Annotated in this window: 7 protein-coding genes and 1 pseudogene; 2 read left to right on the plus strand and 6 right to left on the minus strand. The window is 62.0% G+C overall.

Translation table 11 applies throughout. The annotated features are described in order from the left end of the window. Positions 1–7: 7 nt before the first annotated feature. From mscK to J3Q04_RS02490, 4 genes and pseudogenes are all read right to left on the minus strand, one after another. Positions 8–3370 (minus strand): mechanosensitive channel MscK, encoded by a 3363-nt coding sequence (mscK, locus tag J3Q04_RS02475; protein WP_420767092.1) that lies wholly within the window; start codon positions 3368–3370, stop codon positions 8–10. A 34-nt stretch (positions 3371–3404) separates the two neighbouring features. Continuing rightward, positions 3405–5147: a potassium/proton antiporter gene (locus J3Q04_RS02480; RefSeq protein WP_420767093.1), complete on the minus strand. Its 1743-nt coding sequence runs from the start codon at positions 5145–5147 to the stop codon at positions 3405–3407. A 221-nt stretch (positions 5148–5368) separates the two neighbouring features. Further along, positions 5369–6241, minus strand: coding sequence for a methyl-accepting chemotaxis protein (locus J3Q04_RS02485; RefSeq protein ID WP_434635623.1), 873 nt, complete (start codon positions 6239–6241; stop codon positions 5369–5371). A 33-nt stretch (positions 6242–6274) separates the two neighbouring features. Next, a pseudogene (locus J3Q04_RS02490) lies at positions 6275–6994 on the minus strand (MCP four helix bundle domain-containing protein); the annotation flags it as partial. Positions 6995–7252: 258 nt separating this feature from the next. Between J3Q04_RS02490 and J3Q04_RS02495 the strand changes: the two are divergent. Together J3Q04_RS02495 and J3Q04_RS02500 are read left to right on the plus strand one after the other, a co-directional pair. Then, positions 7253–7483, plus strand: coding sequence for a hypothetical protein (locus J3Q04_RS02495; protein WP_420767094.1), 231 nt, complete (start codon positions 7253–7255; stop codon positions 7481–7483). Next, positions 7480–7782 carry a cell division protein ZapA gene (locus J3Q04_RS02500; RefSeq protein WP_420767095.1) on the plus strand — a complete coding sequence of 101 codons (303 nt, stop codon included), beginning with the start codon at positions 7480–7482 and terminating at the stop codon, positions 7780–7782. Before J3Q04_RS02495 ends, J3Q04_RS02500 begins: the two co-directional genes overlap by 4 nt. A 162-nt stretch (positions 7783–7944) precedes the next feature. On the opposite strand, the gene J3Q04_RS02505 is transcribed toward J3Q04_RS02500, so the two are convergent. After that, complete coding sequence (locus tag J3Q04_RS02505; protein WP_434608160.1) at positions 7945–9747, minus strand: acyl-CoA dehydrogenase; 1803 nt, start codon at positions 9745–9747, stop codon at positions 7945–7947. 246 nt (positions 9748–9993) lie between these two features. Beyond that, positions 9994–13947: a trifunctional transcriptional regulator/proline dehydrogenase/L-glutamate gamma-semialdehyde dehydrogenase gene (gene putA, locus J3Q04_RS02510; RefSeq protein ID WP_434561026.1), complete on the minus strand. Its 3954-nt coding sequence runs from the start codon at positions 13945–13947 to the stop codon at positions 9994–9996. Between the last annotated feature and the right edge of the window lie 232 nt (positions 13948–14179).

Below are 14179 nucleotides of genomic sequence, written 5' to 3' on the forward strand. Positions count from 1 at the left end.
CCCGCTGTCAGTCGAGGGTGCCTTGCGGAGGCTCGGGCATCGGCTTGATGCTGGCGACCGTTGAAGGCACGGGCGTGATGGTCTTTTTGTCAGGCTCGGCAGGCACGAGCTTGTATTCCTGGCCTTGCAGGTTCTTCAAGTAGATTTCCATCTGCCGGAAGGAGATGTTGATGTGCTCCTTCTTGAATTCCCGGTTGATGAACCGATTGATCTCGTCCAGCACCGGGTTTCGATCACCGAGGTCGCGCACATGCATGCGCAGCTCATGGTCCAGGGTGCTTTCACCGAAGTTCAGGAAGTACACGATCGGCTCCGGTTCCTTCAGCACGCGGGGGTTATCGCGAGCGGCCTTGAGCAGCAACTCGCGCACCCGGTCCAGGTCCGAGCCATAGTCCACGCCTAATTTCAGGGTCACCCGGGTTACGGTGTCGGTCAACGACCAGTTGATCAACTGCCCGGTGATGAACGTCTTGTTCGGGACAATGATGTCCTTGCGGTCGAAATCGGTGATGGTGGTCGCGCGAATGCGGATCTTGCTCACGGTGCCCGACAGGTTACCGATGGTGATGGTGTCGCCGATGCGCACCGGGCGCTCGAACAGGATCATGATGCCGGAGATGAAGTTGGCGAAGATCTCTTGCATGCCGAAGCCCAAGCCTACCGACAGCGCCGCCACCAGCCATTGCAGCTTGTCCCAGCTCACACCCAGGGTGGACAGCGTCGTGACGAAGCCGACGCCGGCGATCACGTAGGACAGCAAGGTCGTGGTGGCATACGCGCTGCCCTGGGCCAGGTTCAGCTTCGACAGCACGAACACTTCCAACAGGCCCGGCAGGTTGCGGGCCAACGCGAAGGTGATACCGATGATGATCAGTGCCCCGAGCATGTCGCCGATGCTGATGGGCACCATGCTCATGTTGGCGCCGGTGCCGCTGGTGTATTCGTAGAGGGTGATGTTGTCCAGGTAGGAGAACACACTGATCAGGTCCGACCAGACCCAGTACAGCGCGGCCATGAAACCGCCCAGCAGGGCCAGGCGGATCAGGCGCAGGGACTGTTCGTTGACCTTTTCGATGTCCAGGGTCGGTTCCTCGACCACCGCTTCGCCGTCGCCGACCTCCTTGGCCGCCTGGCGCTTGGCCAGGGCACGCTGGTAGGCAAGGCGCCGCGCCGCGACCGAGAGGCCACGCACGAAGGTGGCCTCGATCACCAGCCAGAACATCAGTAGGTACAGCGTGTTGATCAAGCGGTCGCTGAGTTTCAGCGCGGTGTAGTAGTAGCCGAAGCAGACGGCGACGAACAGCGCGATCGGCAATGCGGTGAACAGCACGCCGACGGCCTTGCGGAACAGCGATGTGTTCTTGTGCGTCGGACTGCTGAGCAACAGCCGGCTGAGTAGCCAGGCCATCGAGGCGTAGCAGGTCAGCACCACCGGCATGCCGAGTACGTCATCGGCCAGGGCTGACGGCTGCAACTCCGCCACGGCCACCACGGCCACCAAGGCCAATACCACCAGCCCGAGCCGACGGATCCAGCCCTGGAGAAATTCGACCTGGGGTTTTTCCCAGCGGAAATGCAGCTCGGCAACGCCGCCTGGCGAGAGGATTCGATAGGCGGTGTAAAACACCAGCCAGGCCTGCCCGATCTGTAGCAAGGCCGCGCCGAGGTTGGTGTTCTGGCCGCGGGCGTCGATCTGCAAGGCGTAGCCGCACAAGGCAAGCGCCAGCGCCACCGGCATGGCCAAAAGGATGTTGATCAGGATCGCCTGGGGTGTGTGCCACTGGCTGTCGCGCTTGAAGTGGCCGACATCCTGGTGAACCTTGTTAAGGCGCGCATAGAGATTCTTGCGGCGCCACAGCAGCGCGCCGATCAACAGCGCCAGGGGCAGGAACAGCAGCGGCCGCTGGGTCAGGCCGTCAGCCAGTTCGCTGAGGCTCGAGGCCCAGGGCAGCGAATCGACTTGTTTTTCCAGGCGGGCCGGCACGCCACGCATCCACTCGAAATCCAGCGGTTTGTTGCTGGGAATCCAGAACATCTGTTCTTCAAGGGTGGCCCGCAGATTCTGTGCGGTGCTGAGCAGTTGTTTCTGGTTGAGCTGCAGCGTGATGGACTCGTTGAGCACCGCGCTCAATTCACGGTTCAGGCGGTCCAGCAGGTCGACCCGGGTCAGGGCCAGTTCAAGCAGGGTCTTGCGCAGCTGTGGGGTGACCTGCTCGGAGGGCTGGGACGCCAGCAGGTTGTCGACGTAGGCTGCGGGATTGTTCAGCAATTCACGTTGCTGGCTGACTTCGAACTGATACAGGCGGATGTCGGCGATCTGGTCGGCCAGGTTCTGGTCCAGCTTCAGGCGCGGCAAGGTCTGGCGCTGCTTGTAAAGAATCTTGGAGAGCAGCAGGCTGCCCTTGAGCACGCTGATCTGCTCGTCCAGGGCGGCATCGGTCTGGGTGACGCTGTCCAGCAGTTGCTTGGTCTGCAGGTTCTGCTGGGTGACCTCGTTGAGGCGGTCGGTGCTCTTGAGCAGATAATCGGAAAGCTTGAGGTTGGCCGTGCTTTCGGTCGCCAGCAGGCTGCTGCCGCCGGCTTTCTGCGCTTCGATGGATTGCTGCGTCACCGTTTCCTGGGACTGGGCCAGGCGTTTCTGGTTGATCAGGTTCTGCAGGTCCTGGATTTCCCGCTCCATGCGGTCGATCTTTTCCGAAAGCAGATCGTGCTGGCTATTGCCCAGGTCTTGCAGTTGGCTGTTGCCGGCCAGTTCCTGGCGGCGCAGTGGAATCAGCGCGTTGAGGGCCGCCAGTTCCGCATTGAGCTGGTCGCGCTGCTCGGCGCTCAGCGCCTTGCCCGCATCCCGTCCGGCTTTGAGGATGGCGTTGATCTGCTGGATCCGGGTCTGGCTGGCGGAGATTTCCGCCTGGGCGCGCTCGGGGCGGGTCTGGGCGGTGATGACCAGGCTGTTGGCGTCGGCCAGGGCCTTTTGCAGATCGCTCTGCTGGGTAGAGCGTTCCGTCAGCATTTGCTCTAGCTGGGGAATCGGCAGGTTGGCGTAGCGTTGCGCCACCGGCACCACATTGGTGCCCTTGAGCCGCGCCAGTTCGCGCTGGTTCTCGATGTTCTGTTTGGGCGCGTTGGCGAGTTGCTGCTTGAGGGCGAGCAGTTTCTGTTCGTAGTCGGCCTTGTTGGTCAACTGGGTCAGGGTGTTTTGCAACACGGCCTGCAAGGCTTTCTGGTCGGCTTCCGGGAGCTTGCGGTCGGCGATCTTGTCCAGGCTGGCCTGGACCGAGGTGCTGGTCGGCGGCTCAGCAGCCTGGACCGTGCAGATGGAAAGACCCAGGCCGAGCAGGGCGATGGCGAATAAGGAGCGCAGGGTAGGCATAGAGACCGGTCAAGCAAATGAGAGTGGGAGCAGTTTAGAGGAACAAGCCGGGACCCGGGCGACTTCCTTCGGGGAATCTGACGCCCACTTTGCCAATCTTGTTCCCGTCCATGGCCGCGACGGTCCACAGGGTGTTGTTCCAATCCACCTGGTCGCCAACCACGGGTGCACCGCCGACTTTCTGGGCAATGAAACGGCCCAGGGTCATGTCCGGATCGATGCCGTCCAGCTTCAACCCATACAGCGTGGCAACCGCGGCCAGCTGGGCGTCTCCTTCGAGTACGAAGTCGCCGAAGAAGCGCAAATCCAGGCCCCGTTGCGGTGCCTGGCTGAACAGTTTTCCAAGGGCTGGCAAATCATGTTCATGGCCGATCACGCAGAGCAAATCGTCCACTTCCAGCACCGTACTACCCGACGGATGGAGCAATTGCTGGCCCCGAAACAGGGCCGCGATGCGCGTTCCGTCGGGCATTTTCAAGTCCCGTAGAGGCGAACCGATGCACCACTTTTCCGCACCGAGGCGGTAGATAAACAGTTCCCACTCGCTCGTCACATGTACTTCCAGCGCCGCCCGGGAAATGGGCAGCGGTTCTGGCGGGACGGTCACGTGCAGCAGCTTGGCGACCCAGGGCAGGCTGGTGCCTTGTACCAGCAGTGACACCAGCACGATAAAGAACGCGAGGTTGAAATAGAGCTGCGCGTGAGGCAGGCCGGCCATCAGCGGGAACACCGCTAGGATGATCGGTACGGCGCCCCGCAGGCCGACCCAGGAAATGAAAGCCTTTTCGCGACCATGAAACGCCTTGAACGGCAACAGCCCGACCATGACCGACAGCGGGCGCGCGATCAGGATCATCCACAACGCCAGGCCCATGGCGGGTAAGGCGATGGGCAACAGGTCATGGGGCGTGACCAATAGCCCCAGCACGAGGAACATGCCGATCTGGGCGAGCCAGGCCATGCCGTCGAGCATGTGCAGGATGCCGTGGCGGCTGCGCACCGGGCGATTACCCAGCACGAGGCCGCACAAGTACACCGCCAGGAAGCCGCTGCCGTGCAGGGCGTTGGTCAGGGCGAACACCGCGAGGCCGCCGCTGATGACCAGGATCGGGTAGAGGCCGTTGGCCAGGTTGATGCGGTTGACCAGCTGCAGCATCAACCATCCGCCGCCCAGGCCGATCACCGCGCCGATGCCGAACTCGCGCACCAGATGCCCGAGCAGGCTCCAATGCAGCCCGGTCTCACCGCTGGCAAGCATGCCGATCAGGGTCACGGTGAGGAACACCGCCATGGGGTCGTTGCTGCCGGACTCGATTTCCAGGGTGGCGCTGACCCGCTCGTTCAGGCCTTTGCCACCGAGCAACGAGAACACCGCAGCGGCGTCGGTAGAGCCAACAATCGCGCCGATCAGCAAGCCTTGGATCAGGTTCAGGTTGAACAACCACGCGGCGGCCATGCCGGTCAGCCCGGTGGTGATCAACACGCCCACAGTGGCCAGCGACAACGCCGGCCACAGTGCCACGCGAAAGCTCGAGACCCGCGTGCGCAACCCACCGTCCAGCAGGATCACCGCCAACGCGAGGTTGCCCACCAGATACGCCGTGGCGTAGTTATCGAAAAGAATACCGGCGCCGTCGACGCCGGCAAGCATGCCCACGGCGAGGATGATCACCAGGATCGGGATGCCCAGGCGCGACGAAAGAGAACTCACCAGAATGCTCGCACCCACCAGCAACGCGCCGATCAAGAACAGGCTGTTGATGGTCGTCGCGGTCAAAGGCAGTACTCCGAAAAACTGAGGGCGGGCACAAACTGACCATGCAGTCTGCGTGCCAGCGATTCTAACCTGTTGAAATGTGATGCTGTCAAAAAAGGTTGGGGGACCGATAGGCATCGGCTCCCTTGAGCGGAAACATTGTGGCGAGGGAGCAAGCTCCCTCGCCACAAAAGCCAGGCGGAGGATTGCTCACGGTCTGTGAGCAGTCATCGTTACGTGGGTTAAAGGCTGAACCGCCCAACCATGCTGTTCAAATCCACCGCCAGGCGCGATAGCTCGGCGCTTGCAGCGCTGGTCTGATTCGCACCGGTGGCCGTCTGCACCGACAGGTCGCGGATGTTCACCAGGTTGCGGTCCACTTCGCGGGCCACCTGGGCCTGTTCTTCGGCGGCGCTGGCGATGACCAGGTTGCGTTCGTTGATCTCGACGATGGCCGTGTTGATGGTGTCGAGGGACATGCCGGCGCCGCGGGCGATGTTCAGTGTCGATTCGGCGCGTTCGGTGCTGTTGCGCATCGAGTCCACGGCCTGTTCGGTGCCGCTCTGGATGCTGCCGATCATGCGTTCGATCTCGCTGGTCGACTGCTGGGTGCGGTGGGCCAAGGCGCGGACTTCGTCGGCGACCACGGCGAAACCACGACCGGCTTCACCGGCACGGGCAGCTTCGATGGCGGCGTTCAGGGCCAGCAGGTTGGTCTGGTCGGCCAGACCGCGGATCACGTCGAGCACCTTGCCGATGTCTCGCGACTCATCGGCCAGGTTGCCGATCAGCGTGGCGGTGCTCTGGACGTCGGCGCTCATGCGCTCGATGGCACCGACGGTTTCCTGCACCAGGTCGCGACCGTCGCCAGCGGACGTGGTGGCGTGTTTCGACGCTTCCGACGTGCTGACCGCGTTGCGGGCAACTTCTTCCACGGCGCTCGTCATCTCGTTGACCGCGGTGGCGGCCTGCTCGATTTCGTTGTTCTGCTGGGTCAGGCCACGGGCGCTTTCGTCGGTGACGCTGTTGAGCTCTTCGGCGGCGGAGGCCAGTTGCGTGGCCGAGCCGGAGATCCGTTGCAGGGTGTGGCGCAGTTTTTCCTGCATGGTCGACATCGCCCGCAGCAGTCGGCCAGCCTCGTCGCTGCCGTCAACGGTGATCGGCCGGGTCAGGTTGCCCTTGGCGATTTCTTCGGCGGCATCCAACGCGTTGGCGATCGGCTTGGTGATGCTGTTGGTCAGCAGCCAGGCGAACAGCAGGGTCAGGCCGGTGGCGATGGCCAGAAGGGTGACGACCCAGATGAAGGCTGTGGAATATTGCTGTGCTGCGTTTTTGTTGAATGCTTCCGCTTGCTGGTTGTTGATGTCCGACAGGCGAGCGAGCGCTGCGTTGATAGCGTCGGAGTTGCTCGTCAACTCAGCGTTGAGCAGCGCTTGCAGTTCGTTGAGCTGATTGTTGCGCGACAGGGTTTTCATCCGCTCTTCGAGCTGACGGTACTGATTGAGCAGCTGCGTGAGTTGCTCATACGCGGACCGTTCTTCAGGCGCACTGATGAGTTTCTCATAAGACATCTGGGCGGCCCGGACCTGCTGGTTGCGTTGCTCGAACAGGTCCAGCGTTTTTTGCTGGGTATCCGCTTCGCGGTTGATCAGCAGGCGATAGGACAACACGCGCAGGCGCAGGGTGAGCTGGGTGACGTCATTCAGTGCTTTGATACTGGGCACGCTGTTCTGAGCGATGTTTTCGCCGGACGCGCGAATCTTGCTCATCTGGCTCAAGGCAAACACGCCGAGGGCCAGCATCAGGGCGCCGATCAGGGCAAACCCCAGGAACGCCCGCGGCGCGATGTTCATATTACGTAGGGACATGGAAGTTACCGTGAAGAAGCGCGTCCGTGCGGGGCTGTGACTGGTTTCAATGACTTATCGGTCTTGCGACTGAAGTCTTGAGGGCGCTGCGTGCTTTTGTCGCACTCCACCGGCAACGGCGCGACGAAGGGTCGGAACCAGATTCCTTGTTCGCAGTCTCTACAGCTCGCCAGTGGTGCGCCGCTGTTCTCTGAGTCGTGGCGTTGACGATGACTTTTCTTTATCGTACGCGCCCCTTGAAAAACCCTGGAAATCAATATGTTGGAAACATCCCTCAGCCAGCTGGAGCAATTGGTCAACGACCTGGTGCAACAGAACCGTCACCTCGCCGGCCTGAATGAAACCCTGGGCGCCGAACTGGCGAAGGCCAAGGATGAAAACGAAAGTCTGCAATTGAGCCTGATGGAGCAGGAAGAACTCCACGGCACCACCACCGCCCGGATCCAGGCGCTGATCGAGCGCGCCAGCACCGCAACGGCCAGCGCATGAGTCAACGTGTCGATGGGGTGACAGTCGTCTCGATTCTCGGGGAGGACTATTCGATCAAGGCGCCGGCCGGGCAGGAGCAAGCGTTGCTGGACGCTGCTTCGATGCTCAAGGCGGCCCTGGCCGATACCAAGCGTAAATACCCGACCTTGATCGGTGATCGCTTGCTGGTATTGGCGGCCATGAATTTGTGTTCGCAACAGATCGAAATGCAGAAGCAGCATCGGGCGGAACTCGACCGTTACCAGGAGCAGGTCAGCGCCACGGTCGAAGTGATCTCCAAGACGATTCAGCAGGCCTGAGGCCACGGTCCGGCTTATAAGCGGCGTTGCCCGCACTTAAGTCATCGCGAGCAGGCTCGCTCCCACATGGGGGCTAAGTGAACACGAAACTGCGTTCACCGCCGATCATTGTGGGAGAGAGGCTGCTCGCGATTGGATGTCAGCCGCGCTACAGGCGCTGGCTCAGAACCATTCATCCCGCATTCCCAGGCAGGTGTCATCCCGCGCTTCGAGCAGCGTCAGCTCATGCTGGCAACCCGGCACTTCCCAGGTCAGGAAGTAGCGCGCCGCTTGCAGCTTGCCTTGATAGAAATCGACATCCGCCGCGTTCCCCTTGGCCAAGCCTTCCTCGGCACGAATCGCCTGTTCCAGCCAGCGCCAGCCGATCACCATGTGCCCAAACACTTTTAGGTACAGCGCCGAATTGGCCAGGCTATCGTTGACCTTGCCTTGGGCCAGGTCGGTCAGCAGGCCGAGGGTGACTGTTTGCAGGCGTGCCACCAAGGCTTCCAACGGCTGACGCAAGGGTGTCAGCGATTCGTACGCTTGGGCGCGCTCAGTGGTGTCGGCCACCAGGCGGATCAATTGCTTGAGCCCGGCACCGCCGTTCTGCGCCAGTTTGCGCCCCAGCAAGTCCAGGGACTGGATACCGTGGGTGCCCTCATGGATGGGATTCAGGCGGTTGTCGCGGTAATACTGCTCAACTGGGTATTCGCGGGTGTAACCATGGCCGCCGAGAATCTGGATGGCCAGCTCGTTGGCCTTCAGGCAGAACTCCGAGGGCCACGACTTGACGATGGGCGTGAGCAAGTCCAGCAACTCATGGGCGCGCCGACGCTCGGCTTCGCTTTCCAGCGTGGTGGTGTCGTCGAACAGGCGCGCCGCGTACAGGCCCAGGTCGAACGAACCTTCCACGTAGGCCTTTTGGGTCAGCAGCATGCGGCGCACGTCGGCGTGCTGGATGATCGCCACGGGGGCGGTGGTCGGGTCCTTGCTGTCAGGCACGCGGCCCTGCGGGCGTTCGCGGGCATATTCAAGGGAATACAGGTAGCCGGCGTAACCCAGCATCACCGCCCCCATGCCGACGCCGATGCGAGCCTCGTTCATCATCTGGAACATATAACTCAGGCCGTGGTGCGGTTTTCCTACGAGATAACCCACGCATTCGCCGTTGTCGCCGAAGTTCAGCGCCGTGGATGTGGTGCCGCGCCAGCCCATCTTGTGGAACAGACCGGCCAGCAGCACGTCGTTACGCTGGCCGAGGCTGCCATCATCGTTGACCAGGAACTTCGGTACGATAAACAGCGAAATACCCTTCACGCCCGGCGGCGCATCCGGCAGTTTCGCCAAGACCATGTGCACGATGTTTTCCGACAACGGATGGTCGCCGCCGGAAATGAAAATCTTGTTGCCCTTGAGCCGATAGGTACCGTCGGACGCCGGCTCCGCGCGTGTACGAATATCCGACAACGATGAACCCGCATGGGGCTCGGTCAGGGCCATGGTGCCGAAGAAGCGACCATCGATCATCGGTTGCAGAAAGCGCTGTTTCTGATCATCGCTGCCGAAGCTTTCGATCAGGTTCGCCGCGCCCATGGTCAGGAAGGGGTAGGACGTCGAAGCGGCGTTGGCCGACTGGAAGTGCGCAAAGCAAGCCTGGGACAGCAACGTTGGCAGTTGCATGCCGCCGGCCTCGAAACTGCGTGCGGCGTTGAGAAAACCAGCCTCCAGGAACGCATCCACCGCCGGCTTCACTTCCGGGATCAGGATCGCCTCGCCGTTTTCATAGCGTGGTTCGTTTTCGTCGTTCTTGCGGTTGTGTGGCGCGAAATGCTTTTCGGCAATGTTGCGTGCCGTGCCGATGGCCGCCTCGAAGGTTTCGCGATTGTGCTCGGCAAACCGTTCGCGCTGGGTCAGGCCTTCGGCATCAAGGACTTCATACAGCTCGAAAGCCAGATTGCGGGAACTGAGCAGCGTCTCGGACATGGCGGCCTACCTTTTCTTGGGATGGGCCGAGTCTAGGTCTGGGAATGGAGGCTGAACAGGATGATTGATTTGGGTGATGGAGCAGAAGGGGCGACGCTAATTTGAAAATGTGGGAGCGAGCCTGCTCGCGATAGCGGTGGGTCAGTCAGAGATGATTTCAACTGGCACACCGCTATCGCGAGCAAGCTCGCTCCCACAGGGATTTCGACGACCAGGCACCTATTGCAGATGCCTGGTTTGCAGCGTTTAGCCGATGGTCATCAGGCTGGCGTTACCACCGGCCGCGGCGGTGTTGACGCTCAGTGCCCGTTCGATGACCAGGCGCTCCAGCGCGATGTTGGTTTCGCCTTGGGACAAGCCATGCACGCCGACGATGGCACCGGCTCGCTTGGCCACTTGCTGGCAGACACCGCGCAGTTGATCCGAATCGCCGTGATGCAGGACGGCGTCGAACAGCACGTCGTCCTTGGTCCAGTCGGCAACGCGCTGGATGCGTGCCTGGATTTCCTTCGGCAAGCGTGCGAACACGGCCTTGCTGGTGTCGGACTCCGGCCATACCGCCGAGCCGCCGACGGCCAGTACGGCTGCCAGTTGTGTAAGCAAGTCGCCTTCCACATCCGCCAGGCACAGCACGTGCTCGCGGGGCAGGATGGCGTAGCTGTTACGTTCGCCTGTCGGGCCGGTGAGCTGGCGGGTGATGCCGCTTTGCGACTGGGCGGCGAACTGCACGCACAGGGCGCTCAGTTCGGCAAGCTTCTGGCTGTCGGCCCAGGTTTGCAGGGCGGTCAGCGGCTTGCTCATGGCGTCGCGCAGGCGCAGGTCTGGCGCGGCCAGGGCGTCGCCACGTACGAAGGATTGCTGGATCGCATCGGTAGGACGGGTCGACAGCAGGCGGTACAAGTACAGCGGGCCGCCGGCCTTCGGACCGGTGCCCGACAAGCCTTCGCCGCCGAACGGCTGCACACCGACCACCGCACCGACGATGTTGCGGTTCACGTAGACGTTGCCGGCATGAACGTTGTCGATCACCTTGGCGATGGTCTCGTCGATTCGGGTGTGCACGCCCAGCGTCAGGCCGTAGCCGGAGGCGTTGATCTGGTTGATCAACTGGTCCAGCTCCTTGCGCTTGTAGCGAACCACGTGCAGCACGGGGCCGAAGATCTCCCGTTGTAGCTCATCGAAGCTTTCCAGCTCGATCAGCGTCGGCATCACGAAGGTGCCGCGCTTGCATTCGTCGCTGTCGGCAATCGCCATCTGGTACACAGTGCGACCTTTATCGCGCATGGCCTGGATGTGCTTCTCGATACCAGCCTTGGCTTCGGCGTCGATCACCGGGCCGATGTCCACCGACAGACGCTCCGGGTTGCCGAGGCGCGATTCGGCCATGGCGCCCTTGAGCATTTCGATGACGCGGTCGGCGGAATCTTCCTGCAGGCACAGCACGCGCAGGGCCGAGCAACGCTGGCCGGCGCTGTCGAAGGCCGAAGACACCACATCGATGACCACTTGTTCGGTCAGCGCCGAGGAGTCGACGATCATCGCGTTCTGGCCGCCGGTCTCGGCGATCAGCGGGATTGGACGGCCCTGGTTGTCCAGGCGCCCGGCGATGTTGCGCTGCAACAGGCGGGCGACTTCAGTAGAGCCGGTGAACATCACGCCTTTGACGCGATCGTCACCCACCAGGCGGGCACCAACGGTTTCACCGCGGCCCGGCAGCAATTGCAGGACGCCTTCCGGAATACCGGCTTCGAGCAACAGGCGTACAGCCTGGGCCGCTACCAGCGGAGTCTGCTCGGCGGGCTTGGCCAGTACCGGGTTGCCGGCGGCCAATGCGGCGGCGACCTGGCCGCTGAAGATTGCCAGCGGGAAGTTCCACGGGCTGATGCAGACCACTGGACCCAGGGGGCGGTGGGCATCGTTGGTGAAATCGTTGCGGGCCTGCACCGCGTAGTAACGCAGGAAGTCCACGGCTTCGCGTACTTCGGCGATGGCGTTGGCGAAGGTCTTGCCGGCTTCACGGGCCAGCAGGCCCATCAGCGGCTGGATCTCGGCTTCCATCAGGTCGGCGGCGCGCTCGAGGATGGCGGCGCGTTCGGCCGGTGGCGTCGCCTGCCAGATTGGCGCGGCGTTGAGGGCGCATTGGATGGCGTTGTCGACGTCTTCGACCGTGGCTTCCTGGACGTGACCGACCACATCGCGATGATCGGCCGGGTTCAGCACCGGCGCCGGCGCTTCTTCGCTAGCGGCGCAACCGAGCATCGGCGCGGCTTTCCAGTTGTTGTGAGCAGTAGCCAGCAGGGCGCAGGACAACGAGGCCAGGCGATGTTCGTTGGCCAGGTCGATGCCGCTGGAGTTGGCGCGTTCGCTGCCGTACAGGTCGCGTGGCAGCGGGATGCGTGGATGCGGCAGGCCAAAACCGCCTTCCAGGGTAGCCATCTGCTCAATGCTTGCCACCGGATCGGCCACCAATTCCTGAATGGAAATGGACTGGTCGGCGATGCGGTTGACGAACGAGGTGTTGGCGCCGTTTTCCAGCAAGCGACGCACCAGGTAGGCCAACAGCGTTTCGTGGGTGCCGACCGGAGCGTACACACGGCACGGACGGTTCAGCTTGCCTTCGGAGACTTTACCTACAACTTGCTCGTACAACGGTTCACCCATGCCGTGCAGGCACTGGAACTCGTACTGGCCCGGGTAATAGTTCTGACCGGCGATGTGGTAGATGGCCGACAGGGTATGGGCGTTGTGCGTGGCAAATTGCGGGTAGATGACTTCTGGCACCGACAGCAATTTGCGTGCGCAAGCAATGTAGGAAACGTCGGTGTAAACCTTGCGGGTGTACACCGGGTAGCCCTCCAGGCCTTCGACCTGGGCGCGCTTGATCTCGCTGTCCCAGTACGCGCCTTTTACCAGGCGGATCATCAGGCGGTGACGGCTGCGACGGGCGAGGTCGATCACATAGTCGATTACGTATGGGCAACGCTTCTGGTACGCCTGGATCACAAAGCCGATGCCGTTCCAGCCGGTCAATTGCGGCTCGAAGCACAGGCGCTCGAGCAGGTCCAGGGACAGTTCGAGGCGGTCGGCCTCTTCGGCGTCGATGTTGAGGCCGATGTCGTATTGCTTGGCCAGCAGAGTCAGCGACAGCAGGCGCGGGTACAGCTCGTCCATCACCCGCTCGTACTGGGCGCGGCTGTAGCGCGGGTGCAGGGCCGAGAGCTTGATGGAGATGCCCGGGCCTTCATAAATCCCACGGCCATGAGACGCTTTGCCGATGGAATGGATAGCCTGTTCGTACGAGGCCAGGTACTTCTGGGCGTCATGCTCGGTGAGTGCGGCTTCACCCAGCATGTCGTAGGAATAGCGGAAACCCTTGGATTCGAACTTGCTGGCGTTGGCCAGGGCTTCGGCAATGGTTTCGCCGGTAACGAACTGCTCGCCCATCAGGCGCATGGCCATGTCGACGCCCTTGCGGATCATCGGCTCGCCGCTCTTACCGATGATGCGGCTCAGGGACGAGGTCAGGCCCGCTTCGTTATGGGTGGCGACCAGTTTGCCGGTCAGCAGCAGGCCCCAGGTAGCGGCGTTGACGAACAGCGACGGGCTGTTGCCCAGGTGCGGCTGCCAGTTGCCGGTGCTGATCTTGTCGCGGATCAGCGCGTCGCGAGTGCCCTTGTCCGGGATACGCAGCAACGCTTCGGCGAGGCACATCAGTGCCACGCCTTCCTGGGACGACAGGGAAAATTCCTGCAGCAAGCCCTGAACAATACCGGCACGACCGCCGGCACTCTTCTGGTTACGCAGCTTCTCAGCAATAGAAGCCGCCAGCTTGTTGGTGGCTTCGGCCATTTCGGCCGGCAGGCGCGCTTGCTCGATCAGCATCGGCACCACTTCCGGCTCTGGGCGACGGTAAGCGGCGGTGATGGAGGCGCGCAGGACCGATTGCGGCAGGATGCTCTCGGCGAATTCCAGGAAGCATTGATGAGCGTGGTCCGCTTGGACTTCGCCGGCATCGTCATTGTCGGCGCGGCTTGAACCGTTCAGCTCGGTCAGGGTTGCACCACCCTCGAGTTTCTCCAGGTAATTGAAAATTGCCTGCTTGATCAGCCAGTGCGGCGTGCGATCAATCGAAGTCGCGGCCGCCTTGAGACGTTCGCGGGTCGGGTCGTCGAGTTTGACCCCAAGGGTGGTGGTAGCCATATTTTTATCCTCATGTTTGCCACGTACCGCGTGGCATCAGCTGGCGGCAAGATTAGCTGCGAGCCGGGGGGGGGTGCAACCGGGTGCAACCGGTTTTTTGTCGAAATTATGAGCAGTTCATCCGGATGGTCTGTAGTCCCTTTCATGAGAGCACCTTTTTGGTGCGAAAAATCTTGCAAAAGCTTCCTTCGATGCACCAATAGCGGGCAATAATTGCCATCCGTACGATTAT

It is taken from the genome of Pseudomonas sp. D4-21, from assembly GCF_051132125.1.
GTDB lineage: Bacteria > Pseudomonadota > Gammaproteobacteria > Pseudomonadales > Pseudomonadaceae > Aquipseudomonas.